The following is a 25,691-nucleotide window of genomic DNA, read 5'->3' as shown; positions in this document are numbered from 1 at the left end:
AAGAAAACGAGAAATCCCGGCCTTTGACCGGGATTTCTCGTTTATAATGCAAGTTCTTTTTCTGGATCCCAGAAGCATTCTTTCCAATTCTGGATCTTATCGTTCTTTATGAGAATGCCCTCACTTTCAAGTTTTTCCTGCATAAATGTAGGTGTGTCGAACAGCATCTTTGCAGTTAAAATGCCCTGACTATTTACAACCCGATGAGCTGGGATACCCTGCTGATGATAGCTGGATCCCATTGCCCAGCCGACAAGCCTGGCGCCTCGTTTCTTGCCAAGATAAGCAGCAATGGCACCATAAGATGTTGCCCGGCCTTTGGGTATTTGCCGCACTACCTCGTAAACATCATTGAAAAAGTCATTTTCCTTTTTCATTTAATTCGTTTAGTCTTGCTGCCTGTCTGTCACCAATTTCCTCGGTAAGCTGATCGTACCAACCCGGCCCGTATGCCCGGATGAGTGGCTCTTTCAAAAATTTGTAAACCGGTACCCCCAGCTCCTGACCGAAACTGCATGCCGGGCTGCAAATGCTCCACCGATCGTAATTCAATGCATGGAACTCATCGTATTTGGTTACTCTGATCGGGTACAAATGACAGGAGAGCGGCTTCTTATAATTTATTTTTCCGTCGTTATAGGCCGCCTCAATGCCACATTTTAGGATTCCCTTCTCATCGTAAATGGCATACGCGCATTCTCTTCCTTCGATGATCGGGGTTACATAGTCACCATCCCAATCCGTCGTGGATGTGCCTTCTTTGGCGATTACTTGTTTTCCGGCCTCAGAAAGGTATGGTTCAACAAATGGGTAAATTTCATCCAGAATTGCTCTTTCACCTTCATCCAAAGGCGCACCTGAATCTCCTTCTATACAACAAGCACCTTTACATTTGTCCAGATTGCAGACAAATAGCTGGTCTTCGATATCGTCACTAATACAGGTATTTTCTATGAGGATCATAAACTATTCACCTACTATTGAGGTATTTTGATTTTTTGTCCTACCATAACATTGTTTCCAGACATATTGTTTAATTTCTTGATGTCATCAATGTTTTTATGATAGGTTTGAGCAATGCGGAAGAGTGTTTCACCCGGCGCTACTGTATGCGTTTGGCTGCCGGAAACCGATCTTTCCACGTTTTCTGAAGATGCATTTTGGCCATCGGCCTGACGAACTCTGAGACGCTGCCCGGATTTCAAGCGATCCGAATCATCCAGATTATTGATTTCCAGCAATTCCTTAATGCTAAGGTTGTATGCCTTGGAAATGCTGTAATAGGTCTGGCCGCCTTGCACAACGTGGAATTCACTGTTTGGATTGGCTGTTTGCCGCGTTTCCTCCTTGATTTCTTCCGGAGTTCTAAAAGTTTCAGTAGGTTCAGCACGAGTAACCGCGACTTTCTCAGGAGCTGCTTTCTGCTCCACCTGCACGGATTGTACGGGTTCAACCTTACTATCCCTGCTCACGATCAGTTTTTCACCTTTGATCAAACCTTTGCGGACATTGCGATTATTAAGGTCAAGCAATTGCGAGAGAGTCAAATTATATTTGCTGGCAATACCAAAAAACGTGTCGCCGGATTCAACCGTATGTACAGTCGGTTTTTCAGTTGTAGGATTCTCAGTCGCAGCTTCTCTGGCGGCCCGTTCCGCAGCCGCAGCTCTCTGACGCGCATATACAGATGTCGAAGCAGTCGTTCTCGTATCGTTTGGAGTGATCACCTTGGAGGATCCATTCGCCTTCGCTACCGGCCGTTCGTCCTCGCTTGATTTGAAAGAGTCATTCGCATTATCCTGCGTAATAATCACGACACGATCATCAGTTTCAGGTTTTGTTACTGCGGTGGTGGTGTTGCCAGGCGTTTTTGCCGGTGATGAGGGAACAGTAGTCGGTACCGTTGTTGTGGCTGTCACGGCCGGCACAGATGTGGCCGTTACTGGTTCACTTTCCTTTGCGCCGCTATCTGTTTTCTCCACTAGTACGGGCGTATATTTTTTCCTGCCTGATGGCTTGTCAGGAATTGCGTTTGTGGAGGCGGCCGCGACTGCGGTCGAAGACTTTTCAGGAGCAACTGCGATATCTGAATCTTTCGGTGCAACCTTAGGCTGCGGAGGTGCTATAATCTCGATCGGCTGTTTCTTCGGCCGTTTTTTAGTTAAAAACAATACCTGTCCGGTTTGGATCGGATAGTTGCGACTGGTTGTCCGGTTGAATTTCAGCAGACTTACCAATCTCACACCGTATTGCTGCGAGACGCTGTGCCAGGTATCCCCGGGCCTCGCGGTGTGAAATGGCGTAGAAGCTTTTTTGTGTTTTTTTGCCAGATAATACACTTTTCCCGGGACCAGCGCCATGTCGGCCACCATATCGTTGTAGCGCATAAACTTCGGCATTCTCAGTCCTCTTGAATTTGCCAATGCTTTCGGTTTGTAACCTGCCACTGCTTCGATGCCCGGAAGTCCATTGATTTCATATCGTTGCGGCGCACCCGGATCCTTCGACTGATTTCCGGATTTTTTCAAAACCGGGTAACCGGTGTCTTCATAAACCGATGCAACAGCTGTTTGCGTAGCAGGCAGCGACAGTTTCTCACGTACGCTTGCTACCTGCGATATAGGTACGGGTAATGTTACGAGATATTCCCGGTCGTTCGGGATTTTATCGTCTGTAAGCCATTTGTTATAATTTTTAAGATCGGCAGAAGAAATTCCCAGCGCACTGGCTACTTCGTCCAGAGATTTCCCTTTACCGAAATCAGATTCCATCAGCACGAGCGCATTAGACGATTTATATCGCTCGATGCCTGCTTCAAGTGCTATTTTATGTGCAAAAAACCGAAGCATGTAGCGATCGGTCTTCGAAGTCAGTGTAACTTCTCGGGCGTAAGCCCAGCTGGCAGGTACTATTTTCTTTACACCGCCTGCACCCTGATAATACGAATATAATGTAGTTACCCAGTTATTAAACTGTTGATTGTTCTTTTTGAGATACCAGGCAGCAGCGTGTGTGGATGAACTGATATTCTTCCGCTCGTCTACATCGCCATCAACCCTAAGATTGAGTTCTCGGGCTGTTTCCGGCTTAAATTGCCAATATCCGACTGCATTGGAAGTAGAAACGACATCGGGCCTGAATGAACTTTCCTGCACGGCAAGGTATTTGAAATCAATGGGCACCTCCTCATCCATCAGAATGGCCTCGACAATGGGAAAATGCAGGATTGCCCGGTCCATTTTTTCCTCCCAGAACTTCTTGTTGGATATCAGACTTTTTACGTCTTCTTCAATAAGATTTTGAGCCGAACGATCAAACTTCACGGTTATTCCGCCGAACGAAACGCTCGAAGGTATTTCAGGGATGTTTTGTGCGTTGGCGGACTTGCTTGTGATCAGCAGCGAAATCCAGATGAAAGATAGGTACTTGATGTTCTTAATGAGCGTTCTGGCCATATTGTAAATGCTTGGCTTATTGATTTGATACCTAAATTTTTTGAAGAATCATTAATCCGTCACGGATCGGGAGCAGAATATTCGACACACGCCCGTCTTCGTGAACCATCCGGTTGAAATCCAATAACGCTTGAGTATCCTTGTCTGTTTTTTTTATATCCTGCTGAACGACTTTTCCGCTCCACAAAACATTATCCGCAATCAGAAAACCACCTTTCCTGACCTTGTCGAGGCAAAGGTTAAAATAGGAAGAATAATTGATTTTATCTGCATCGATAAAAACCAGATCGAACGTATCCGTGAGGGTGGGAATTATATCGAGTGCGTTGCCGATGCGGTAATCGATCTTGTCGTTGAATGCCGTTTTCGCTAAAAAACCACGTGTAAAAGTTTCCAGCTCCTCATTAATGTCGATCGTAATCAGCTTGCCGCTTTCTGTCAAACCCTCACAAAGACATATCGCGGAGTAACCCGTATAAGTCCCGATTTCAAGGATCCGGTCGGGGCGTATCATCCTGGAAATCATCGACAAGAAGCGTCCCTGCAGATGCCCTGAAAGCATGCGGGGATTGAGGACGTTTGCATGTGTCTCGCGGTTTAAAGACTTCAGCAACTCGTTCTCACCTTCCGTGTGCGCAGCTGAATACTGCTCAATTTCCTCTACCAAAAACTTCATTTTAATGCAATCAGTAACTAGTGCAATGTCTTTTGGCCATTTATAAATGGGCTACAATGCGTTCTAGATAAGTGCCGTAGCCACTTTTTACCAACGGTTTTGCAATTTCCTTAAGTTGTTCTGCAGTAATAAAGTCCATCCGGTAGGCGATCTCCTCAATGCATCCCACCTTTAAACCCTGTCTTTCTTCAATCACCTGAACGAATTGACCTGCCTGCATTAAAGATTGGAAAGTACCGGTATCAAGCCAGGCCGTGCCGCGATTCAGAACGCCGACTTTCAGTTTTCCGCGTTCCAGGTAAACCCGGTTCACATCAGTGATTTCAAGCTCGCCGCGAGGAGAGGGTGGGATGGTTTTTGCTATTTCAACAACATCGTTATCGTAGAAATACAAACCGGGTACCGCGTAATTAGACTTAGGTTCCTCCGGTTTTTCTTCAATCGAAATTACATTGTTGGATTTATCAAACTCTACAACTCCGTAACGTTCAGGATCATGTACCTGATATGCGAAAATGACGCCACCATCCGGATCATTGTTCGATTGCAAAAGTTGTGATAAACCTGATCCGTAAAAAATATTATCTCCAAGAATCAATGCAACTTTATCATCACCGATAAATTCTTCACCGATTATAAATGCCTGCGCCAAACCATCCGGACTGGGCTGAACTGCATAACTGAACTGGCAGCCAAGCCGGCTTCCGTCCCCAAGCAATTTCTCGAAATGCGGTAAATCGTGCGGAGTGGAGATGATCAGAATTTCGCGAATGCCCGCCAGCATCAGAATCGATAACGGGTAATAAATCATGGGTTTATCGTAGACGGGCATAAGCTGCTTGCTAACTGCCAGCGTCAATGGATGTAACCTTGTTCCGGAGCCTCCGGCCAATATAATGCCTTTCATGTGGTGAATTTCAAATTGAAAAAACTAGACTACGTGTCCCGGACTACGCGTCCCGGACTATCTGTCGGAGACTCATCTGTCGGAATACATTTCGTTGTAATATTTCTGGTAATTTCCAGAGGTGACATTGTGAAGCCATTCCCCATTATTGAGGTACCAGTCAACCGTTCTTTCAAGACCTTCGGCAAATTGCAGAGAAGGTTTCCAGCCCAATTCCTCGGAAAGTTTGGTAGCGTCGATCGCATAACGAAGATCATGGCCGGCGCGGTCCGTCACGTACGTGATCAGCTTTTCAGTCTCACCTTTTTCGCGGCCAAGCTTGCGGTCCATAATGCTGCAAAGCAACAATACAAGGTCAATATTTTTCCACTCGTTATGGCCCCCGATGTTATAGGTTTCGCCATTTGCACCTTTGTGAAAAATCACATCAATGGCAATGGCGTGATCTTCTACAAATAGCCAGTCACGAATATTTTCGCCTTTTCCATAAACAGGAAGTGGTTTTCCTTCGATGATATTGTGTATCATCAGCGGGATCAGCTTCTCGGGAAAGTGATTTGGGCCGTAGTTGTTGGAGCAATTGGAAATGACTACCGGTAATTTATAGGTATTCTGGTAGGCTCTTACAAAATGGTCGGAAGAGGCTTTTGATGCAGAATAAGGTGAGCGTGGATCGTATTTGGTTGTTTCCACAAAAAATGTCCCGGGATCATGAAGTTCACCATAAACTTCATCCGTGGAAACATGGTAGAAACGACGGTCTGAAAAATCCTCTTTCCATGCGTTTTTTGCCGAATTCAGCAGATTTACAGTCCCGACTACATTTGTCATTACAAAAGACATCGGATCGGTAATGGACCGATCTACATGACTTTCGGCAGCTAAGTGCACGACACCGTGAAAATCGTTTTCAGAAAAGAGTGTATCTATAAAAGCAGCGTCAACAATATCACCTTTTACAAATGTATAATTCGGTGCGTTTTCAACATCCCGGAGGTTTTCAAGATTCCCCGCGTAGGTGAGTGCATCGAGGTTATAAATCTGGTATTCTGGATGGAAATTTACAAAGCGGCGCACCACGTGTGAGCCAATAAAACCGGCTCCGCCAGTGATCAGGATTTTTTTCATTATTGTTGAGTAGTTATTTTTAATTGCCAGTTCCATGCATCGCGAAGTGCATCTGCCATGGATTTTTCAGCATGCCATTTCATTACCTGGTTTACTTTATCGGATTGCGCATAAATCTTCTCGACATCGCCCTCTCTGCGCGGGCCGATTGTGTAGTTTAATTTTACGCCATTTACTTCCTCAAAGGTTTTAATCAGTTCCAAAACGGTGTAACCTTCGCCGGTACCGACATTAAACACATCATAATAATCGCTTTCAGTTTGTGATTCGAGCAATTCAAGCGCTTTCACGTGCGCTTTGGCAAGGTCCACAACATGGATAAAATCACGGATGCAGGTACCGTCAGACGTGTCGTAATCGTTTCCGAATACAGTAAGCGATTTGCGCAGACCGGCTGCGGTTTGGGTTATATAAGGAACCAGATTGCTCGGAACGCCATTTGGCAATTCGCCGATTAAAGAACTTTCATGCGCACCGATCGGGTTGAAATAGCGGAGTGAAATGGCTTTTACACCTGATTTCGCGTGAACGTAGTCACGGATAATATCCTCTCCGATGGCTTTTGTATTACCGTAAGGCGAGTTCGCTGGTTTTCGGGGCGTATTTTCGGTTACCGGAATAGTATCAGGTTCGCCGTAGACGGTGCAGGATGAAGAAAAAACGAAGTTAGGTACCTTAAATTCCTGAGCGGCCCGCAAAAGGACCATCAGAGACATCAGGTTATTCTCGTAGTAATTCAATGGTTTGTCAACCGATTCTCCCACAGCCTTGTAAGCCGCAAAATGAATTATTCCATCAAACTTTTCTTTTTCAAACAGCTCGCGGACTTTTTCGGAATCATTGCAATCGATCTCGTAGAATGGAAAATCTTTGCCGGTTATTTTCTTAATCCCTTCCAGAACACCTGGGTTGGAATTATAAAGATTGTCGATAATGACTGGTTGAAACCCGGCTTTATCTAACTCAATAACAGTGTGCGAACCTATGAATCCAGCCCCCCCGGTAACGAGAATTTTCATGCGTTATAGTCTGATTAAGAAAAAAATTGTGGTATAGATGATGGGTAAAAAAGGCTTAGGATACGCAATTAAACGGAATTTAGGGCAGAGATGCAACAAATTCTACTCGTTTGGACTCACATTTTTTACCGGGCAAAAGTAGAAAATTTGATGTCCATAAAAAAAAATTGTTTTTATTTATCCGTTGGTTGTTAAATGTAGATTTGAGGGAAATGAACCAGAGAGAAATCAAAGCGCTGATATCGTTGCTTGATGACGAAGATCATGAAGTGAGCCAGCATGTTGAAGGAAAAATCATGTCATTGGGAGGCAATGTGATACCTTTTCTGGAAACGGAATGGGAAGAAAGTTTCAATCCGATTGTTCAGAGAAAGATTGAAGAACTGATCCACGAGCTTCAATTAACGATCATGATTGAAAGGTTGCAGGCATGGAAAAATGGGGGCGGACTGGACTTGCTCGAAGGTTTATGGATTATCGCAACCTACCATTATCCGGACCTTTCGATGGAAAAGCTGAAAACGAATATCGAACAGCTCTACTACGATATCTGGATCCAGTTTCAGGAGGAAATGAATGCGGTGGACCAGGTGAAACGCATTAACAGTATCTTTTTCGGGATCATGAACTTTGCGGCAAATACCAAGAACTTTCATTCGCCGTCGAATTCGATGATCAATGTGGTTTTAGAAAGCCGGAGAGGTAATCCCATTACATTATGCGTGATCTATTTGCTGATCGCCAGGAAGTTAGGGATGCCTGTGTATGGGGTTAACCTGCCTAATTTGTTTGTTTTGACTTATAAAAGCGAGCAGACGCAATTCTATATCAATGTATTTAACCGCGGGATTATCTTCTCAAAAACGGATATTGACCATTATATCGCGCAGCTGAACATCAAGTCAAAAGAAATTTTTTATCAGCCGTGTACCAACCTGGAAATCGTTCAGCGGGTTTTGCGCAATCTGATCTTGTCGTATGAAAAAACCAGCGAGCAGCACAAGATTCGGGAAATCGAGAAAATTTTGAAATCGACACTCGACGATCAGGATGATCATTGATCAGAGAGAAATGGCGAGGCAATGATGGTCAAACCATCTTACGTGAATGGTGGAATGCACGGTCAATGCCTCGTCTGTTAACTTGCCGATCAATCGCACATCTTCTTGCTGAAAAGCGGTGACGCGGATGGAATCCTTAAAGCTGATCTTTTTCTTTCCATACAATTTATAGAGTGCTTCTTTTGCACACCAGTACATGCACAGCAGCGATATGTCATTTGCTGCGTGATCATACTCCGGTTGTGACAAATATTTGGAAGAGGTCCGCTGCAATTTTTCGTCGCACTTTTCCATATCAATCCCGACGGCTGCCACCGGATTTAATGCAACGGCTACAAATTCAAACGTATGAGTGATGGAAATGTGGGATTCATTATTGATCAGAAATGCTTTTCCATGCTCATCCTTCTTCAACCCGACATAAGCAATGCCGAATTTTTCGGCGAGCATTTTAATTAACAGCCGGCTGGCTAGCCATTCGCGGACTTTTTGGGGATGCCTGATTTGTCCTAACTCGTCAGAAATGTATTCGTCGCCCAGTTTTTGCCGAAGTTCAGATTCCGTTTCCGTCAGTTTCCAAAGCAGCAGCGTGCAGTTCTCTTCAATCGTTTCGGAATGAACGAGGGGCATAAGAATTCTGTTTACAATTTCTATTTTTGGCTACTCAATCCCGTATTTAACACAATAGGATGAACATTCGCAAAGTAGACACTTTTTCAGGTCATAGAGATAGTGTTTACACAATTATTTCCGACCAGACTTCACAAGGATTTTATTCTGCTGGCGGCGATGGATTTGTCATCCACTGGGATCTTAATAAACCCGATCTTGGGAAACTGGTTGCCCGGGCGGGAATGTCCGTTTACGCTTTGGCATTAAATGAGCAAGATAACTCGCTCTGGATCGGACAGAATTTTGAAGGTATCCAGGTCGTTGATCCCATTGAAAAAAAAGTGGACAAAACGATCAAACTGACGACCGCAGCCATTTTTGATATTCAGTTTGTCGGTGATAAAGCATTGCTTGCATTAGGCGACGGCGTCATTATCGTGATGGATGTTCCGTCGTTTAGTATCCAAAAACACATTAAGGTTGCTAGCAAAAGCATACGCAGCATTGCGATCAATCCGGCGACCAATGAATTCGCTACGGGCGACAGTGAATGCAACGTCCATATTTTTGATCTGGAAGGTTTTCAGTTAAAAAAGACAATTCAGTCACATTCAAATTCCGTCTTTTGCGTTAAGTATTCACCGGACGGTAACTATTTGTTCACAACCGGCCGGGATGCGCATCTGAAAATCTGGGATGTAAATGATGCGTACGGGATCGTAACCGACATACCTGCACACCTTTACGCGATCAACGACATTCAGTTCAGTCCCGATCGCACGCTGTTTGCGACATGCAGCATGGACAAATCAATAAAAGTCTGGGATGCAGGTAGTTTTAAACTTAAAAAAATAATTGACCGGGCGCGTCACGCGGGGCACGGAACATCGGTCAATAAACTCCTCTGGACAACCTTTGAAAATCAGCTGATTTCCTGCAGCGACGATCGTATGATCTCCGTTTGGGAAGTCTTGAAGTAGCATACTTATAATATGGTATTATCGGTAAATACTTTGATAAATGAATCTTATATCTTTAACTTACACGACTGTTTTTAACTAAGTCACATAGCACCGATTGCATCATGAAAATATCCGCTATTGAGATACGCAAGCATACTTTTGAAAAGATTTTCAGAGGTTACGACCCGGACGAAGTAGATGCTTTCCTGAACTCTCTGTCGCAGGAATGGGAGCGGTTTTCGAGTGAGAACAACCTGCTAAAAATGCAGCTGGAATACGCGGAAAAGGAACTTAGTAAGCTAAAAGACATTGAATCGACGCTATTTCGCACATTAAAAGCAGCTGAAGATACCAGCAGGCTGATCGAGAAAGAAGCCAATGAATTAGCGGAAAAACGGATTGAAGAATCGAAGGTAACAGCGAACGATCTGGTCACTGAAGCCGAGGCCCGAACCAATCAGATTATCAGTGAAACGGAGGATAAACTGAGGCAATTTAAAGAGGATTTCGCGAGTGAAATCAAACGTCAGGAAAGGGATTTCAAAGCGATTGAAAACTTCCGCGATAACCTCATTGTCCAGCTTTCGTCCCTCGCAAATAATACTATTGATACGGTCGACCGATTTGAGCAGAAATATGATAAAGAATCCATTTTAAATAAAATGGAAGAGATCAAACAGCACGTTTCGGAGATTGAGATTCCAAAGAAAACGGTATTTGCACCAACGCTGAAACCTGCGGAAGAAATTGAAGAGGATGAGGTCATGGCAGAAGTGAACGTGGTGCTTCAGGACGATAAGCCAGAGGTTGTGTTTGAGGTGGTAGATACGGTCACTGAGCCGCAATACGAAGTTGAGCCGGAAGTCGAAGCGGTAGAAGACGAGGAACTTATAGCAGAAGCGGAGCTCGTGGAACAAGAAGTAGCGCCTATCGAGGAACCGGAGCCTGAACCGGTTGAGGAGGCAATATCTTATCGCGCAAAAGAAACGACACGAAGTGCGGCAGACGAAATGAGCGAAGTACTTGCCGAAATGCATAAGACGGCAGAAAAAGCCAGGGAGTCTTCATCTAATCCAGGCTCTGGATCAGGTATAAACCGTCCGCGAGAAAGCAATAACCAGCCGAAGAAAACAGGGGGTGGCGGCTCATTCTTTGATCAAATCTAGTCACATTGGGAACGATCAGCCTGGAAGGACTCGAATTTTTTGCCTATCATGGTTTCTATCCTGAAGAACAAAGGATTGGAAACAAGTATGCACTTGATATCACCATCACTACGGATTTTTTTGATGCAGCTCAAAATGACAAGCTGAGCGAAACCGTAAACTACGAAACGATTTATCAGATTGCGTCGAAAGTTATGAAGGAACCGGCTAAGTTGCTGGAACACATAGGGTTCACCGTAATCGAGCGAATAAGAGAGCATTATCCATCCGTCGCCAACATCACAGTAAGAGTTTCAAAATTCAATCCGCCAGTCGGGGGAGTTTGTGAGCGGGCGGTGATTACGATGGAAGGCTAGGCTTCGACTGCGCTCAGCCTGACAACTCTGGTTGTCAAACTGAGCGCAGTCGAAGTTAATATTCGTGCGGCAATTCCACATTCACCCGCTCATTCCATGGCAAACCGTGTTGGTTGAGGAGATCCATAAACGGATCGGGATTTAATTCTTCTACATTGTAAACGCCCGGTTTCATCCATTCTTCGTTGGTCAGCATCAGCATGGCGCCGATCATTGCCGGAACTCCGGTGGTATAGCTTACGGCTTGTGCACGGACTTCGCGGTAACATTCCGCATGATCGCAGTTGTTCCACACATAATAGGTTTTTTCCTCACCGTCTTTTACGCCTTTAATCTGACAACCGATTGAGGTTTGTCCCGAGTAATTTTCTCCCAGAGAATCCGGAGCAGGAAGTACTGCTTTCAGGAATTCGAGGGGAACGATATCCAGTCCGTTGAATTTGATCGGCTTAATGCTGGTCATTCCCACGTTTTCGAGCACATTCAAATGCGTAATGTAAGCTTGCCCGAATGTCATCCAGAAACGTGCGCGTTTTAGTGTTGGGAAGTTTTTTACCAATGATTCAAGTTCCTCGTGATAAAGAACATAGCTTTCTTTGGGGCCAATGCCTGGGTATTCGATCGGCTTGTGAATGGACATGGCAGGTATCTCTATCCACGCGCCATTTTCCCAATACCGGCCGGGCTGCGTAATCTCGCGAATGTTGATCTCCGGATTGAAATTCGTAGCAAATGCTTTTCCATGATCACCTGCATTACAGTCGATAATATCCAGGTAATGCATTTCGTCGAAATGGTGTTTCGCTGCGTAAGCTGTGAAAACCTGGGTCACTCCCGGATCAAAACCACAACCCAGCACCGCCATTAAACCAGCTTCTTTGAAACGCTCCTGGTAAGCCCATTGCCAGCTATATTCAAATTTGGCAACGTCTTTCGGCTCGTAATTGGCAGTATCAAGGTAATGTACGCCAGTGGCGAGACAGGCTTCCATAATGGTAAGGTCCTGGTATGGTAATGCGACGTTAATCAATAATTTGGGTTGAAAACGTTTGATCAGCAGCACAGTTTCGGAAACGATATCCGCATCAACCTGAGCAGTTTGAATGGTAACACCGTGCATTTCCTGAATCTCGGCAGCGATTTTATCACATTTAGACTTTGTCCGGCTTGCGAGAAGGATTTCAGTAAATATATTGCTGTTCAATGCACATTTATGGGCAACTACACTTCCTACACCACCTGCACCAATTATTAGAACCTTAGACATTTTGTTAGATTTGAACGGTTAAAATAGACTTGCCAGGTTTTGAAAAACTGGTAAGTCTTCTGGGTTGAATTCCGGCAAAGATAGGATTGCAGGCCAATTTTTCAATTTAAATTTCCGTTAACAAGCTTCTTTTACGAAACAAACGCGCGAAGGCGGAGTTGCAGAATGAAAGCAAGTTTTACAAAGCAATAAAAGGAAGATATCAACGCTGCAAATTTCATTAAGCGTTATGAAGTCGCTCTAAATCAAATGATTCCAAATCACATCGTATACATCAACAGCTTCCAGCTCTGGCTTTTCCAAGGCTGAATCGGTAATGCAAATCGGATAATACATGGCTGGAACATTGATACTACCGTGCGAACCTTTGATCAACGTCGCATCAAGGGGAATGACGTCCATTAAGTACCGAAAACCCATTAGTTTCCGGGCGAGTTTGTAACCAGCACGCAGTTTGATAAATGGATTTTTGGGGTCCATGAACATTTCAACAGGGTCATAACCTGGCTTTCTGTGAATATCCACTAAATGTGCATAGTCCGGGGCTTTTGCGTCATCCAGCCAATAATAATAGGTAAACCAGCTATCCGGTTTGGCGACTACTACAAGGTCACCGGAACGCTCATGATCAATGTGATAGGCTTTTTGCTGCTCTTTGTCTAATATAAGATCAATCCCCGGGATTTTTTGTAAAGCATTGATAACCTGACTTTTAACCGACGGATCATTCAAATAAACATGAGCGATCTGATGATCCGAGGTTGCAAATGCTTTCGAAACACCCGGATCGAGCAGTTCATACCAGCGTTCCGTTCTTACCGAAATCAAACCTTCATTTCTCAGAATGCGGTTGATGTGAATGGGGTTGCTGACGGGGTTAATCCCATATTCAGAAAGCAGGATAATTTTTGAATTTTTTGCCTCGTAAAATTCAATCAGCTCTTTTACAACGTCATCGATTTCATGCAGTTCTTTGCTGATCTTGGAAAAATCAGGGCCGAATTTTTGAAGACAATAATCTAAATGCGGCAGGTAAATCAATGTCAGAGTGGGATCATGCCTTTTATCAACCCACATGGAAGCGTCGGCGATCCATTTGGTGGATTTGATATTTGCGTTTGGCCCCCAAAAACTAAACAATGGAAACTGTCCCAGGTCTTGTTGAAGTTCGTCGCGCAACTCAGGCGGATACGCGTAACAATCCGGCGCTTTCACGCCGTCGGCATGGTATTGCGGGCGCGGAGTTACCGAAAAATCAGCGGTAGAATACATATTGTACCACCAAAACATTTTCGAAACGGTGAACTTAGGGTCCAGTTTCCTGGCCGCATCCCAGATCTTCTCGCCTTTTACCAGTTTGTTTGACTGTTTCCAGAATTTGATCTCAGAGTCTTCGCGATCGTACCAGCCATTTCCGACAATGCCGTTTTCGGCTGGCCACTTTCCGGTGATATAAGTGCTCTGTGAAGTAGTTGTAACAGCAGGTAAAACCGGTTTAATCGGCGTTAAATGCTTTTTTTTGAGGTAACTAAAAAGAAACGGGGTATGTTCGCCGATCAGGTTTGCGCTCAGGCCGACAATGTCAATGACTACGGTTTTATTCATGTTCAAGGATTTTCTTAACCCATTCCAGCTCTCTCACAATGGATTCGCCGATGGGTTTCTGCATATCTTCCGGAAGTACGCCCCACGTGTAAGTTTCTACTTCCAGAAATGAAGAAAAAGGACTTTGCTGATGTAAAGCCAGGGTTTTAATAATATCATCCTGCGTGGATTCGAGAACGCCGTACGAATTGATAAAAAGCGGAACATGGAAATGCACGCGCCATTCTTCCTGATTCCCATTCCAGTCTTTTATTGCGTCTTTCAGATCCGGGTAGTGTGTCAAACTGTTGTCTGCATTTCGCGCTACAACCTGGTGGAGGTAAACAGGTTCATCAAAAGTTTCGATCGCTCTGAGCTTGACTTCTTTTTCTGTATCAAAATTCACTTTCAGTGCCGAACTGACCTGAATCCGGCCCACTTTTATTCCGTGATCGTTTAAGTCAGCGATAATGTCTGCCGGATCTTCATAACCAACAGCTGCATGACAAATATCATAGCAAAGCTGAATGTGCCGTAAAGTGACCTCCCTCGCCTGGCTTGGCTCAAATCCGTGTTTTTCTAACAGATAAATCGTGCCTTCTGGTAACAACATTTCCTGGTACCAGGTGATAAAATCGGAAATGCTATCCAGCAAACCGTCTGGTTCCGGTTCAATATCCAGGTGAAGTACTTTTCCTGTTTCTTGCTCTATTTCAATGAGTTTGTCAAGCAATTGGAGCACATGTTGGGTCGCATCACGGGTTGCCTGGTATTTATCAGTATCCGATTTCCACCACAGCCGGTAGGAGAGTGGCGGAGTGGAAACGCCACCATGCATTCCATCAGGAAGTAATTCGGCCAGAATCCTGAAAAGTCGGATGGTATATTCCAATCGGTCTGTTGTCGTCCAGTCGGGTGTGTGGACGTCGTCTTTTACAACTGTATTGTGGAAACCTCCGTACGGAAAACCGTTAATGACAAAAACGTATACATTCTGCTCGTCCAGCCAGTTCTGGAATTCAGCTAATGTAGCCGGATTGCTGAGTTCAATGGAAGCTTCATTTGCAATGCGCAAACCAAGCCCGAACGCTTCTCCCGGGGCCAGTTGCTCGCGGATATAAGGAATATTTTCGCGAAGTGATTTGAAATGGTCAGCCCACTTTTCGCCGGGATGAATGTTACTGCAATAAGTCAGGTGTCCGTGCGGCGTGATCATAATGCATGAATGATTTTAGCTCCTTCCAGGTAATCGACCGAGCTTGATATAATGTCTGCATCCAGTTCGTGCACTTCCACTCCTTTTCCTATTTTTTCCAAAAGCATGATCGTCAGCCTGCCGCCCAAATGCTCCCGAAATTCCTGCAAGCCATTGCGAAGATTGATCTTGTCATTTTCAGCCAGTTTGGAATGGTAAAGCTCAAAACCCAACTTATGCAAAACGTCGAGAATGCGGTTTAGATCTGTTTCGGGAAGCATCCCGATTTTGGCAGCATATACACAATCCAATGCAATTCCGATTGCCACGGCTTCGCCATGACGAACCTGAAAATCAGTAAGATACTCCAATTTGTGTGCAGCCCAATGACCAAAATCGAGCGGACGTGAAGATCCGAATTCAAATGGATCGCCGCCGGCAATATGGTCGGTATGCATTTCGGCGCAACGGTGAATGAGATAAGACATCGCATCCTCGTCGCGACGTGCAAGCGCCGATGCGTGTTCTTCAATCCATTCAAAAAAAGCGACATCTTTAATGAGTGAAACCTTGATGGCCTCGGCAATTCCGGCCCGCCAGTCACGGTCATCGAGTGTTCTCAGAAAAGTCAGGTCATTGAAAACAGCCACGGGAGGCGCAAACGTGCCCAGGAAGTTTTTCTTGCCGTGAAAGTTGATGCTGTTTTTCACACCTACTCCCGAATCGTTTTGAGCCAGAACGGTCGTTGGAATGCGGATTAACTTAATTCCTCTGTGCGAAACTGCTGCGGCGTAACCAACCAGGTCCAGCACGGCACCACCGCCGATAGCGATGATAAACGAATGCCTGTCAATTCCATATTTGTCGACTGCTTCAACCAGCCTGTCGAAAAGTGCAGGATCATTTTTACAGGCTTCACCACCCGTAACTACGATCATTTCAGAAGCAAGTTGTATATCCGGTATGGAAGCTGAAAAATAAGAACGTATCTGTTCGGATAAATCGGCGTGATATTTTGCAAAACCCTCATCCACTATCACCAGGGCCTTTTTTTGGAAACCCTGTTCGGTAATGTCACTTAAAAAGTCTTTAAGCAGAGGATTATTTTGTTCAAATAGGTTTTTCGTGAAGAATACAGAATAGTTGTATTCCACCTTGAAACGCTGTTTTATGGGGTGCATCGAAAATGACATTGAAATGCAATAATTGGTATTGTTATTAAGACTAAAAACCTCACTCTTTCCCCATTTCTGGGTACTTTAATTACTAAGTTACTGCGAAAACCTTTGCCAGAAGCATGGATAACGGCAATAACGCTAAAACCGCAATTCCCAAGGGCAGTAACCCAAACGCCACGCACCACGAAGCATTCATTACGATCAGTGAAATGACGCCTGCTTTCACGGCTTTTCCAATCAATGGACCGATCGGATTTTGTATGGCGTTAAATAACGGTCTGCCGATCAGCCAGGTATGCAGTAATACAAATGGAATTGTATAAAGAATGTTCCCAAGCCTCTGAGCAACAGTTAGCTGCGCCACCAAAACGATCAGGTAAAGCAGCGCAGCGATGTATAATGTTCTTTTTTTTCCGCCATGTACTTCGTCCTGACTAATGAGTGTGATCGCGAAAATATAGGCAATCGGAAGAATGGCGATCAGCCCCCATTGGGATAAAGACTCGGGTATCACGCTCATTCCCAGGATCAGATTTGCGCCCCGGCACATTCCCATGGTTAATGGACCCAGGAATACGTGGTGTTTGGCAAAACGGTTGTACAAAACTGTCAACATGGCGATGACCAATGCAATCATTCCGCTCAGAAAACTGAACATCGCCGCCGCAAGAATCCCTATAAACAATAATGAGATCCCGAGCATCGTCGCTGAACGCAGTGGGACTTTGCCACTTGGGATGGGTCTTTCCGGACGTTCGATACTGTCCAGTTTTGCGTCGAAAACGTCATTCATAACCACTCCGCCGCCATAAAGTCCGAGCGTGGAAAGGACAAGATATGCGGGCGAGAAGTCTGAAAATGTAAATTGTGCAATCGCCAGTCCAGCCAGGATGTCGGCAATGGCTGTGACGAGATTGGCGGGGCGGGTTAGTTGCAGATAGGGTTTCAGGGTGCTCACTTTATTGGATAACTAATGAATCTCTGGCTGGTTCTGGCTGCTGGCCGCCTCTTAAAATGCTGTTCCCATGGAATTTTTCGGTCTGATCAATTTTTAAATCTCCCTCGAAATCAGTCACATCGATCTGTCCGCTTTTTCCAAATGCATCGATGGCGTTCTGATACGTGACCAGCCTTATCGTTTCATCCGAGATGCCGCGCATTTTCATCAGTGCGGCCGTTTTCGGGATAGCCAGCGGATCGGAAATGCCCCAATCGGCCGCGGAATTGACCATAATGCGCTCGGGTCCGTATTGCTCGACCACCTTCACCATGCGTTCGTTACCCATTTTTGTAAATGGATAAATGGTAAATGCAGCCCAGAAGCCCTGATCCAAAACACTTTTGACCGTTTCTTCATTATTATGGTCCACGATGACCCACGAAGGGTCGATGCCGTGTTCGAGCGCGATCGCCATGCTGCGCTCGGTACCTTTCTTTTTGTCGCGGTGCGGGGTATGGATCTGTACCGGCAGTTTTGCTTCTTTGGCGAGTTCGAGTTGCAGCCTGTAATATTTCTCCTCAGCAGGTGTCTGGTCATCAAAACCGATTTCACCAACTCCTACGACGCCTTCTTTATAAATATATAATGGCAAAACCTCCATTACCTGCTCGGCCAGCGATTCGTTATTCGCCTCGCGGGAGTTCAGGCCCATGGTGCAATAATGTTTTATCCCAAATTGTGAAGACCGAAAACGCTCCCAGCCGACCAGGCTGCTATAATAATCTTTAAAGCTTGAAAGGCCGGTACGCGGCTGACCAACCCAAAAGGCCGGTTCGATCAGCGCTACAATGCCTGCCTGGCGCATGGCCTGGTAGTCGTCGGTTGTCCGGGAAACCATGTGGATATGCGGGTCGAAAAAACGCATTCCTTTTATCAGGTCTTTGTAATCGTTCCAGGCGATGTCCCGGTGCGCGGGAGCTGCCATGGTTTCCTCGCTATCTTCGAAATGCGATGGATTTGGTGAAGTTTCGTTAGGATTCAGGCACATAATTATCAGTGTTCTAGTTCGGCCCAGGTGAGTTCACCTGATTTTACTGACTTTTCGAGATCGGTGTATTTGGCCAGTAAATAATGGGCGGAAGTAAGTGTGGACTCGTTGCAGGCTAATGCAGCCGCTTTTCGATCTTCCTCATTTTCAGATTCAAATAAATGCTGCATATCGGCCAGCAGCGCCGGGTTTAGATATTTTCCGGTAAGCCGCCAAACCTGCGGAGGAACACTCCGGCCGGCAGCCCAGCGTTCATGCGCAAAATCGGAAAGGGTCAATGCCAGTTTTTCATTGGACCTGTTTTCCAATCCTTCAATTAAATGGACGGGCTTGTCATTAAAGATGGTTTTGAGTACCATCTGGTTCCAGGCCAGCTCCGAGAAGTGTTTTTCAGGATAAGGATTATGTAAAGCAATGGAGTCAAATACGTAACCCATGTTGGAACGTACCGCGTCGGTTGCCCTGAAAAGCCATTGATCCGGATAAGAAAGCAACGGCAATGCCGAATACAATGCCACCAGCTCATTCATTTCGGCGGTATCAAAAAGCGTCTCTATGTTTTTAATGTATTCACTTTTGTCCGACGGGTCGAGCTGCGTGAGCAGCCATACGCGGCTCAGACGTACCAGCGACCAGTTCTCTACCGAAAATCCAGGAAATTCCGCATTAAGCTCCCATTTCAATTCGGGGGAATTTGTAATTATTTTTTTTGGGACAAATCTTGGGACCGCTACAAAAGCAGTCATCAATTCGAGCGGATTTGAGGATCCCTTTTGCCGCAGCCAATCGGCTTCGGCGGGAGATGTGTTATAAGTCAGTACTGACCAAAGTTTTTGTTTTATGATGTCGGACATAACGTGCAAAAATGCGATTCAACGGGAAGTGTTCTCGCAAATCATTCTGGGTTATTCATTAATAATATCTAATACCGTTATAAAGTTTCCGGCGACTCCATTATAACGTTGCCTGGTGGTCATAAGCTTCAAGAATGGCGCGTTTCTGCGCATTTTAATGAAAAACTAATTTTACCCGCCGGATACCGCGCCCTAAAAGTCGAATTCCTTAATCTCGGCGTCGTTGAGCAAGTTATGCGTTAACTTCTCGTGATCCTTTTCCGAACCCTGCAGTGTCCAGCTTCCGGTAATGTGGTTACCTGTTCTGCTTTGCTCGCCCCGTAATACCTTCAGATCATGTGCTAGGAAGAGCTGTTCATATTTTTTGAGGGTTTTGTGCTGATATGCGCACATGAGGCGGTAATTTCTGATCTGGCTTTTTTTGCGGATAAATCGTTGGATAGGAGTGAGAACCACGAGCGACAGCCCGGAAATGATAAAACAGGCGAGTGAGACTTCATAAAAACCCGCACCAATGCCCATTCCAAGTGCCGCGGTTACCCACACGATTGCGGCTGTCGTGATCCCCACCACACGATTGTTTTCACGGAAAATGATGCCGGCACCGATAAAACCGATACCGGTAACAATGTTGGCTGCAATGCGCCCGGCATCCGAACTGATCTTGATCGAAAGAATGGTGAACAGGGTAGATCCCACGGCAATGAGGATCATCGTCCGTAACCCGGCCGATTTACTGCGATATTCGCGCTCGGTACCGATTATGGCGCCCAGAAAAAAGGATAAAAGCAGTTTAAAAATTTCTTCAGGTAGGAGCTCCATTCTAAATCGGAATTAAAAAACTAAAAAGCCGGGATCATTACATCTCCGGCTTGTGAAACTATTTAAAATTGCTCTCCTAGTCGGCGTCGACGTTTCTGATTAATTCTTCCAATTCATGATCTTTGATATTCTCTTTCTCTGCTTTATCATAAATTGAAAGCAGTACGACTGTGTGTTTTAGTGCGAATACGCAAGTAATAACCCTCGCCCCGCCACTTTTGCCTCTTCCTTTACTTTTTATCGATAGCCGAATTTTAAAGCAGCTTTTTCCGAGAGGCGTACCTTGACTAGGGTCTTTCGTCAGGTTATTTGCCAGTTCTGCTATTTCATCTTTAAGTGAAGCATATTTCTTAACGAGACGCTTTAAATTTTTGATAAAGTGATCGGACGCCGTTACCTCAAAGTTCATTCAGAACATCTTTAATCGGGCGTGTCTTTAAGGTACCTTTTTTTAGAGCTACAAGGTCTTGTTTAATTTCGTCTAGAATTTTTGATTTCAAAGGCTCCTTATCTCTTCTGATTTCCTCCTGCAAAACAGAAGCCAACTTCTCTCTCTCAATTTTCGGTAATTGCAGAACGAGGTCTGTCAACTGTTGAAACGAAAGTGTCGAATTAGGATTTGTGGTTGCTTTCATAGCCTGACGTCTTTGTTACACAAACAAATTTATAAAAACAAAAGACAAGACCATGCATGGAGCTGCATTGGCCCCGCTTCTGAAACACATTCAATTTTGTAACTGGTAATTTAATTTGTAAAATTACGTTTTATCTTATTTCGAAATTACGGCCTCGGCCCATACCATACCTAACTTCTTAATAGTCCATGAAAAGATTGTTCCTGCTTGTTTTTGCATTACTTCCATTTGTTTCGTCAGCGACCCCCAAGTACTGGATCTATCTGAAAGATAAGGATTTAAATGAAACTCCGGCCGTTTCACCACAAACGCTGGAATGTCGTCAGAAGTTAGGTCTGACCGTTTCGGACGATACAGACTTGCCGGTTAACAAAGCATACGAGCATTTACTTCAATCGCAATCGATAAAGATTATCAACCGCTCGAAATGGCTTAATGCCGTTTCTGCTAACCTCACAAGCGAGCAGGCGATGAAGATCCGCGAGCTGGATTTTGTAGCAGAAGTCGTTCCCATTGATCCCGGTTTTTACATTGCCCGTACCCAGCCGATTGAAAAAGCACAAATGGCCCCGGTGATGTCGCAAGTCCAGGCAAATGCCTTTTTGAAGGAAGGTATTACTGCCAAAGATGTTACCATCGGAGTGATCGATGCAGGTTTTTATGGTGCGGATTCCTCTTTCTCGTTAACTCAGATTTTTTCCAATAAAAGAATTCTCGGCATTCGTGATTACGTGAAGCCGGGCCGCCCGGGCGAATTGTTGTTCAGCACAGCAGAATCGTTCTCAGATATGCACGGAACGGAGGTTTTGGCGGCAATCGCAGGGATCGATCATCAGGACCAAATCCAATACGGAATGGCGACCAATGCAAAATTTTACCTCGCGAGGACCGATTATTCGATGCGTGAATATCGGGGCGAAGAAGATAACTGGATTGCGGCGATGGAGTGGATGGATAGTCTGGGCGTGCGTTTGATCAATACTTCTCTGGGTTATGCCAAAGGCTTTTCCGATCCGTCTGAAAATTATTCACCTTCTCAAATGGATGGTAAAACCAGTGCAATTACTAAAGCTGCTCAGATCGCGTCTGACCGGAAGGGTATTATGCTGATTGTATCTGCTGGGAATGAAGGTGATGACAGAAGCTGGGAAATCGTTTCGGCCCCGGCAGATGCGAAAGGAGTACTGTCGGTAGGTGCAACAAATGGAAAACTTTGGAACCGGATCGGTTACAGTAGCCGCGGCCCGGAATTCCTGCCTTATGTGAAGCCGAACGTATCTTGTTTTTCATTATACGGAACTTCACTTTCGGCACCGGTGATCACAGGTTTTGCAGCTTGCCTACTTCAGGCTAATCCCAAGCTGACGAATAAAGAACTCATTTCGCTGATCGAGAAATCGTCCCATTTGTATCCGTACGGAAACAATTTTGTGGGCTATGGTGTGCCTCAGGCGTCCCGCGCACTGGCGCTTGCCAAAGCTCCTTATTTGCCGAGCAATTCCAGGCTGGTGAAAGCTACGGGCAAGTCATTTGATCTCGACGTGACAAGTTCTGATTCTCTGGTGGCGATTTACCGCAAGAAAAGCGACAAAGACGTTATGTCCCAGCAGGTAGCCAAGGTTCAGAATGGAAAAATATCCCTGAAACGTCAGAGCAATGAAAAATTCACGACTGTGGATCTCAGGGATTATGTGGTTGAAGTGGAGTGGAACTGATTAGTGCGATTTTGTCAAACGAGCCTCTTCCAGATCCAGTTCGCGTTCTTTGGCTTTAATCAATGTATCAGCGCAGATCCGTTCGCGGCGGACGGTCTGAATTTCTTCTCTTTTAACATTAATAATCTCCAGAAGCATTCTCCGGTACTTGCGCATGGCATTTCGGGAGGCATTGTCTTCCGAATGAAGCATTTTCGAATCGGCAAGTTCGATGATTTTCTCATACCTGTCTTTTAACAACCGGAACGGTTCAAATTCCGCAATTTCACCATCATAATTGGACTTCATATAATCAAGACTTGCCGTTGCCAGGCGGGCATTCAGGATAGCGTTTTGCTCGCTCAGGTTTTCACCGTCATCCTTTACTTTCAGCCATTTTATTACAAAAGGCAAGCTCAATCCCTGTAAAACTAGGGTAAACAGGATGACAACGAATGTGATAAAAAGTATCAGGTCGCGATGAGGAAATGCAGCTCCATTTAAAAACAGAGGGACAGATAATGCCGAGGCAAGTGACACGACTCCCCGCATACCACTCCATCCAACGATAAATACCGTTTGCCAGCTTGGCCGTCTTTCGGTGGTACGAATGGATTTGAATAATAAATGCGGGAGATAGGTTGCAGGAAACACCCAGATGATGCGGATCAAAATGGTTACGATACTGATAATGACCGAGTAAAGCACCAGCTCCTGAATGGTGTAGTTTTCGAGTCCCTTCATTACGGCAGGCAATTGTAACCCGATCATGATAAAGACAATGCCATTCAGCAGGAAAATGACCGTCTCCCAAACATGGGTACTCTGCATCCGGGTCTGATAACTAAATAATTCATGGGAACGAAAACTCAGGAACAAACCACCGCTAACCACCGCAAGCACACCGGAATAATGGAAATGCTCGGCTGTAATGTACATGAGATAGGGTGTTATGAACGTAAGCGCGGTGTCGATGCTCGGTGTTGTGGGGAAAAACTTGTGGACCAGATATAATATATGACCGATAACAAGGCCGATGAAGATGCCCATAAACGCTACCAGCATAAAATCAACCTCGGCCTCCCAGAACACAAACTGGCCGGAAGCGATCGTGGCGAGTGCAACGCGGAAGACGATCAGTGAAGAAGCGTCATTCACCAGGCTTTCACCTTCCAGAATGGTAACGATCCGTTTCGGGATTTTCAGCCCATGTAAAACAGATGTAGCAGCGACGGCATCGGGCGGTGATATGATGCCGCCCAGCACGAAGCCCATCGCCAGCGTAAATCCGGGGATCATGGCGTGGGAAAGATATGCAACCGCCGTGGCCGTAAAAACAACGAGTCCGACGGCCAATAATAAAATGGGACGTTTCCATGTCCAGAAATCTTTCCACGAAGTATTCCAGGCAGCCTCATAAAGCAGCGGCGGAAGAAAAATAAGAAATACGAGTTCCGGTTCCAGTTCAAAGTGCGGCATACCCGGAATAAAACTGACCACCAGACCTGCGATCACCAGAAAAATAGGGTAGGAGATCCCGATTTTTTCACTGAGCATGGTCAGCATGGATACTACAAAAAGAAGGGAAATGATAAGAAGTAAATTGTCTTGAATCATATTATAACGTGGAGGTTTGAGAACATAAAGGTAGGTGGATATGGATTTTAATACGCAGTCGGCATAATGTGTGGTCGAACACGCAAAATGATTTTTTGGTTTATCTTTGGAAAAAAAATAAGAGATTTGATTATCTTTAAGCCTTTGTAGTTGCTGAATCTGCGGCAGTATACGGAAAATTCAAAATATTATTTAGTAATTCTATAACCTAATCCCAAGTAATATGAGTACTTCTCGAAGAGATGTTCTGAAAATGGCGGGAATGGCGCTGGCTGGTAGCACACTACCAACCGTAGCGATCCTTAATCCAAATCGCGCATTTGCCGGTACTAATAGTGAAACACTGAAAGTGGGTTTGATCGGTTGCGGTGGACGTGGTTCCGGTGCGGCTAACCAGGCTTTAAAAGCAGATCCTAATGTCGTTCTTCACGCAATGGGTGATATTTTTAAAGACAAAATGGATTCTTCTCTCGAGAACCTTACCAAAGTACACGGGTCGAAAGTGAAGGTTGATGACGGGCACAAGTTCATTGGGTTTGATGCTTACAAGAAAGTGTTGGAATCAGGTGTGGACGTGGTACTTCTTGCTACCCCTCCGCATTTCCGTCCCGAGCACCTTACTGCTGCCATCAATGCGGGCAAACACGTATTCTGTGAAAAGCCTGTTGCTGTAGATGCACCCGGAGTTCGTAAGGTACTTGACGCTGCAAAACTTGCCAAGCAAAAAAATGTCTCGTTGATGTCCGGTTTTTGCTGGCGTTATCATGAGCCTAAACGTGCGAGTTTTTCCAGGATCCTGGATGGTGCGGTAGGTGATATTTCTGCGATTTACAATACGTATGATACAGGTACGTTGTGGTCTTTCCCACGTGTGGCAGGCTGGTCGGACGCGGAATACGTACTTCGTAACTGGACGTACTACACCTGGCTGGCGGGCGATCATATTGTAGAACAAGCAGTTCACAGTATCGACATGATGTCATGGGCAATGGGCGGGAAATTACCGCTTTCGGCAGTTGGGACCGGCGGACGCCAGGTTCGTACCGATTCTTTGTTCGGGAATGTTTTCGATCACTTCGCAGTAACTTACGATTACGAAGGTGGCGTGAAAGGTTTCCACCATTCGAGACAACAGGCTAACTGTGAAAACAGCTACCTCGTCGAAACAATCGGAACAAAAGGACGTGCCATGGTAAACTGCGCACGTAATGTTCATGAGATCTTTGGTGCTAAGCCATGGAAATATGAAGGCGTACAAAACGATATGTACCAGACTGAACATAACGAACTGTTTGCAGGTATCAGAAGCGGCAAGTTTGTGAATGACGGTGAGTTTATGGCTCACAGCACATTGATCGCCATCATGGGTAGAATGGCTTCCTATACCGGAAAGCGCGTTACCTGGGACGAGGCAATGAACTCATCTGAAAAACTAGGTCCCGATACTTACAGTTTCGATATGAAACCTCCGGTTGTTGAGGTTGCAAGACCAGGGATCACTGCTTTCTCCTGATC

Annotated in this window: 25 protein-coding genes; 6 read left to right on the top strand and 19 right to left on the bottom strand. The window is 45.2% G+C overall.

The features are described from left to right. Positions 1 to 41: 41 nt before the first annotated feature. The 7 genes from LZG72_RS14965 to galE form a co-directional block, all read right to left on the bottom strand. Complete coding sequence (locus tag LZG72_RS14965) at positions 42 to 377, bottom strand: MGMT family protein (RefSeq protein WP_233873775.1); 336 nt, start codon at positions 375 to 377, stop codon at positions 42 to 44. Further along, positions 361 to 963, bottom strand: coding sequence for a DUF3109 family protein (locus LZG72_RS14960; protein ID WP_233873772.1), 603 nt, complete (start codon positions 961 to 963; stop codon positions 361 to 363). The genes LZG72_RS14965 and LZG72_RS14960 overlap by 17 nt, the downstream gene beginning before the upstream one ends. 14 nt (positions 964 to 977) lie before the next feature. Then, positions 978 to 3,455, bottom strand: a complete 2,478-nt coding sequence (locus LZG72_RS14955) for a LysM peptidoglycan-binding domain-containing protein (protein WP_233873769.1) — start codon at positions 3,453 to 3,455, stop codon at positions 978 to 980. 31 nt (positions 3,456 to 3,486) lie between these two features. After that, a complete protein-coding gene (locus tag LZG72_RS14950; RefSeq protein WP_233873766.1) occupies positions 3,487 to 4,131 on the bottom strand; it encodes an O-methyltransferase in 645 nt (214 codons plus the stop codon). A 40-nt stretch (positions 4,132 to 4,171) separates the two neighbouring features. Then, positions 4,172 to 5,038 carry a glucose-1-phosphate thymidylyltransferase RfbA gene (gene rfbA, locus LZG72_RS14945; protein WP_233873763.1) on the bottom strand — a complete coding sequence of 289 codons (867 nt, stop codon included), beginning with the start codon at positions 5,036 to 5,038 and terminating at the stop codon, positions 4,172 to 4,174. Positions 5,039 to 5,110: 72 nt separating this feature from the next. Next, positions 5,111 to 6,166: a dTDP-glucose 4,6-dehydratase gene (gene rfbB / locus LZG72_RS14940; protein WP_233873760.1), complete on the bottom strand. Its 1,056-nt coding sequence runs from the start codon at positions 6,164 to 6,166 to the stop codon at positions 5,111 to 5,113. Further along, the gene (gene galE / locus LZG72_RS14935) at positions 6,166 to 7,185 is read right to left on the bottom strand and encodes a UDP-glucose 4-epimerase GalE (RefSeq protein ID WP_233873757.1); all 1,020 of its coding nucleotides are present in this window, start codon (positions 7,183 to 7,185) and stop codon (positions 6,166 to 6,168) included. Before galE ends, rfbB begins: the two co-directional genes overlap by 1 nt. Before the next feature lie 212 nt (positions 7,186 to 7,397). Here galE and LZG72_RS14930 point away from each other — a divergent pair, with 212 nt between their 5' ends. Beyond that, positions 7,398 to 8,246, top strand: coding sequence for a transglutaminase-like domain-containing protein (locus LZG72_RS14930; protein WP_233873754.1), 849 nt, complete (start codon positions 7,398 to 7,400; stop codon positions 8,244 to 8,246). Here LZG72_RS14930 and LZG72_RS14925 read toward each other — a convergent pair whose 3' ends face one another. Further along, positions 8,247 to 8,876: a 4'-phosphopantetheinyl transferase superfamily protein gene (locus LZG72_RS14925; RefSeq protein ID WP_233873751.1), complete on the bottom strand. Its 630-nt coding sequence runs from the start codon at positions 8,874 to 8,876 to the stop codon at positions 8,247 to 8,249. Positions 8,877 to 8,935: 59 nt separating this feature from the next. Here LZG72_RS14925 and LZG72_RS14920 point away from each other — a divergent pair, with 59 nt between their 5' ends. From LZG72_RS14920 to folB, 3 genes are all read left to right on the top strand, one after another. After that, positions 8,936 to 9,838 carry a WD40 repeat domain-containing protein gene (locus tag LZG72_RS14920; protein ID WP_233873748.1) on the top strand — a complete coding sequence of 301 codons (903 nt, stop codon included), beginning with the start codon at positions 8,936 to 8,938 and terminating at the stop codon, positions 9,836 to 9,838. 104 nt (positions 9,839 to 9,942) lie between these two features. Continuing rightward, positions 9,943 to 10,986: a DivIVA domain-containing protein gene (locus LZG72_RS14915; protein WP_233873745.1), complete on the top strand. Its 1,044-nt coding sequence runs from the start codon at positions 9,943 to 9,945 to the stop codon at positions 10,984 to 10,986. A gap of 5 nt (positions 10,987 to 10,991) precedes the next feature. Beyond that, on the top strand, positions 10,992 to 11,342 hold the full coding sequence (gene folB / locus LZG72_RS14910; RefSeq protein WP_233873742.1) for a dihydroneopterin aldolase: 351 nt from the start codon (positions 10,992 to 10,994) through the stop codon (positions 11,340 to 11,342). 55 nt (positions 11,343 to 11,397) lie between these two features. Here folB and LZG72_RS14905 read toward each other — a convergent pair whose 3' ends face one another. The 10 genes from LZG72_RS14905 to LZG72_RS14860 form a co-directional block, all read right to left on the bottom strand. Then, positions 11,398 to 12,609, bottom strand: coding sequence for a saccharopine dehydrogenase family protein (locus tag LZG72_RS14905; RefSeq protein ID WP_233873739.1), 1,212 nt, complete (start codon positions 12,607 to 12,609; stop codon positions 11,398 to 11,400). A gap of 240 nt (positions 12,610 to 12,849) precedes the next feature. After that, entirely contained in the window at positions 12,850 to 14,214 is a 1,365-nt protein-coding gene (locus LZG72_RS14900) for an alkaline phosphatase family protein (RefSeq protein WP_233873736.1), read from the bottom strand. Next, on the bottom strand, positions 14,207 to 15,409 hold the full coding sequence (eboE, locus tag LZG72_RS14895; RefSeq protein WP_233873733.1) for a metabolite traffic protein EboE: 1,203 nt from the start codon (positions 15,407 to 15,409) through the stop codon (positions 14,207 to 14,209). Before eboE ends, LZG72_RS14900 begins: the two co-directional genes overlap by 8 nt. Next, on the bottom strand, positions 15,406 to 16,569 hold the full coding sequence (locus tag LZG72_RS14890) for a 3-dehydroquinate synthase (protein WP_233873730.1): 1,164 nt from the start codon (positions 16,567 to 16,569) through the stop codon (positions 15,406 to 15,408). The genes eboE and LZG72_RS14890 overlap by 4 nt, the downstream gene beginning before the upstream one ends. 85 nt (positions 16,570 to 16,654) lie before the next feature. After that, positions 16,655 to 17,524, bottom strand: a complete 870-nt coding sequence (eboC, locus tag LZG72_RS14885) for a UbiA-like protein EboC (protein WP_233873728.1) — start codon at positions 17,522 to 17,524, stop codon at positions 16,655 to 16,657. 1 nt (position 17,525) lies between these two features. Further along, positions 17,526 to 18,554 (bottom strand): TatD family hydrolase, encoded by a 1,029-nt coding sequence (locus tag LZG72_RS14880; RefSeq protein ID WP_233873725.1) that lies wholly within the window; start codon positions 18,552 to 18,554, stop codon positions 17,526 to 17,528. A gap of 5 nt (positions 18,555 to 18,559) precedes the next feature. Next, entirely contained in the window at positions 18,560 to 19,408 is an 849-nt protein-coding gene (locus tag LZG72_RS14875) for an EboA domain-containing protein (RefSeq protein ID WP_233873722.1), read from the bottom strand. Between the two features lie 192 nt (positions 19,409 to 19,600). Beyond that, positions 19,601 to 20,230 (bottom strand): MgtC/SapB family protein, encoded by a 630-nt coding sequence (locus LZG72_RS14870; protein WP_233873719.1) that lies wholly within the window; start codon positions 20,228 to 20,230, stop codon positions 19,601 to 19,603. Between the two features lie 76 nt (positions 20,231 to 20,306). Further along, complete coding sequence (locus LZG72_RS14865) at positions 20,307 to 20,639, bottom strand: type II toxin-antitoxin system RelE/ParE family toxin (RefSeq protein ID WP_233873716.1); 333 nt, start codon at positions 20,637 to 20,639, stop codon at positions 20,307 to 20,309. Then, positions 20,629 to 20,865, bottom strand: coding sequence for a hypothetical protein (locus tag LZG72_RS14860; protein WP_233873713.1), 237 nt, complete (start codon positions 20,863 to 20,865; stop codon positions 20,629 to 20,631). Before LZG72_RS14860 ends, LZG72_RS14865 begins: the two co-directional genes overlap by 11 nt. A 188-nt stretch (positions 20,866 to 21,053) precedes the next feature. Here LZG72_RS14860 and LZG72_RS14855 point away from each other — a divergent pair, with 188 nt between their 5' ends. Continuing rightward, a complete protein-coding gene (locus LZG72_RS14855; protein WP_233873709.1) occupies positions 21,054 to 22,580 on the top strand; it encodes a S8 family serine peptidase in 1,527 nt (508 codons plus the stop codon). Here LZG72_RS14855 and LZG72_RS14850 read toward each other — a convergent pair whose 3' ends face one another. After that, entirely contained in the window at positions 22,581 to 24,176 is a 1,596-nt protein-coding gene (locus LZG72_RS14850; protein ID WP_233873706.1) for a Na+/H+ antiporter, read from the bottom strand. It abuts the gene before it with no gap. Between the two features lie 253 nt (positions 24,177 to 24,429). On the opposite strand from LZG72_RS14850, the gene LZG72_RS14845 reads away from it, so the two are divergent. After that, the gene (locus LZG72_RS14845) at positions 24,430 to 25,689 is read left to right on the top strand and encodes a Gfo/Idh/MocA family protein (protein ID WP_233874037.1); all 1,260 of its coding nucleotides are present in this window, start codon (positions 24,430 to 24,432) and stop codon (positions 25,687 to 25,689) included. Positions 25,690 to 25,691: the final 2 nt, after the last annotated feature.

It is taken from the genome of Dyadobacter sp. CY323, assembly GCF_021390245.1.
In the GTDB taxonomy this organism is placed as follows: domain Bacteria; phylum Bacteroidota; class Bacteroidia; order Cytophagales; family Spirosomataceae; genus Dyadobacter.
The sequence above is the reverse complement of the archived record's forward strand: the minus strand, read 5'-3'. Positions and strand labels throughout refer to the sequence as shown.

Excerpts from the sequence above, each read along its gene's own strand:
- LZG72_RS14965 (WP_233873775.1), bottom strand. The coding sequence starts at position 377 with ATGAAAAAGGAAAATGACTTTTTCAATGATGTTTACGAGGTAGTGCGG.
- LZG72_RS14960 (WP_233873772.1), bottom strand. The coding sequence starts at position 963 with ATGATCCTCATAGAAAATACCTGTATTAGTGACGATATCGAAGACCAG.
- LZG72_RS14955 (WP_233873769.1), bottom strand. The coding sequence starts at position 3,455 with ATGGCCAGAACGCTCATTAAGAACATCAAGTACCTATCTTTCATCTGG.
- LZG72_RS14950 (WP_233873766.1), bottom strand. The coding sequence starts at position 4,131 with ATGAAGTTTTTGGTAGAGGAAATTGAGCAGTATTCAGCTGCGCACACG.
- rfbA (WP_233873763.1), bottom strand. The coding sequence starts at position 5,038 with ATGAAAGGCATTATATTGGCCGGAGGCTCCGGAACAAGGTTACATCCA.
- rfbB (WP_233873760.1), bottom strand. The coding sequence starts at position 6,166 with ATGAAAAAAATCCTGATCACTGGCGGAGCCGGTTTTATTGGCTCACAC.
- galE (WP_233873757.1), bottom strand. The coding sequence starts at position 7,185 with ATGAAAATTCTCGTTACCGGGGGGGCTGGATTCATAGGTTCGCACACT.
- LZG72_RS14930 (WP_233873754.1), top strand. The coding sequence starts at position 7,398 with ATGAACCAGAGAGAAATCAAAGCGCTGATATCGTTGCTTGATGACGAA.
- LZG72_RS14925 (WP_233873751.1), bottom strand. The coding sequence starts at position 8,876 with ATGCCCCTCGTTCATTCCGAAACGATTGAAGAGAACTGCACGCTGCTG.
- LZG72_RS14920 (WP_233873748.1), top strand. The coding sequence starts at position 8,936 with ATGAACATTCGCAAAGTAGACACTTTTTCAGGTCATAGAGATAGTGTT.
- LZG72_RS14915 (WP_233873745.1), top strand. The coding sequence starts at position 9,943 with ATGAAAATATCCGCTATTGAGATACGCAAGCATACTTTTGAAAAGATT.
- LZG72_RS14905 (WP_233873739.1), bottom strand. The coding sequence starts at position 12,609 with ATGTCTAAGGTTCTAATAATTGGTGCAGGTGGTGTAGGAAGTGTAGTT.
- LZG72_RS14900 (WP_233873736.1), bottom strand. The coding sequence starts at position 14,214 with ATGAATAAAACCGTAGTCATTGACATTGTCGGCCTGAGCGCAAACCTG.
- eboE (WP_233873733.1), bottom strand. The coding sequence starts at position 15,409 with ATGATCACGCCGCACGGACACCTGACTTATTGCAGTAACATTCATCCC.
- LZG72_RS14890 (WP_233873730.1), bottom strand. The coding sequence starts at position 16,569 with ATGCACCCCATAAAACAGCGTTTCAAGGTGGAATACAACTATTCTGTA.
- LZG72_RS14880 (WP_233873725.1), bottom strand. The coding sequence starts at position 18,554 with ATGTGCCTGAATCCTAACGAAACTTCACCAAATCCATCGCATTTCGAA.
- LZG72_RS14875 (WP_233873722.1), bottom strand. The coding sequence starts at position 19,408 with ATGTCCGACATCATAAAACAAAAACTTTGGTCAGTACTGACTTATAAC.
- LZG72_RS14870 (WP_233873719.1), bottom strand. The coding sequence starts at position 20,230 with ATGGAGCTCCTACCTGAAGAAATTTTTAAACTGCTTTTATCCTTTTTT.
- LZG72_RS14865 (WP_233873716.1), bottom strand. The coding sequence starts at position 20,639 with ATGAACTTTGAGGTAACGGCGTCCGATCACTTTATCAAAAATTTAAAG.
- LZG72_RS14860 (WP_233873713.1), bottom strand. The coding sequence starts at position 20,865 with ATGAAAGCAACCACAAATCCTAATTCGACACTTTCGTTTCAACAGTTG.
- LZG72_RS14855 (WP_233873709.1), top strand. The coding sequence starts at position 21,054 with ATGAAAAGATTGTTCCTGCTTGTTTTTGCATTACTTCCATTTGTTTCG.
- LZG72_RS14850 (WP_233873706.1), bottom strand. The coding sequence starts at position 24,176 with ATGATTCAAGACAATTTACTTCTTATCATTTCCCTTCTTTTTGTAGTA.
- LZG72_RS14845 (WP_233874037.1), top strand. The coding sequence starts at position 24,430 with ATGGCGGGAATGGCGCTGGCTGGTAGCACACTACCAACCGTAGCGATC.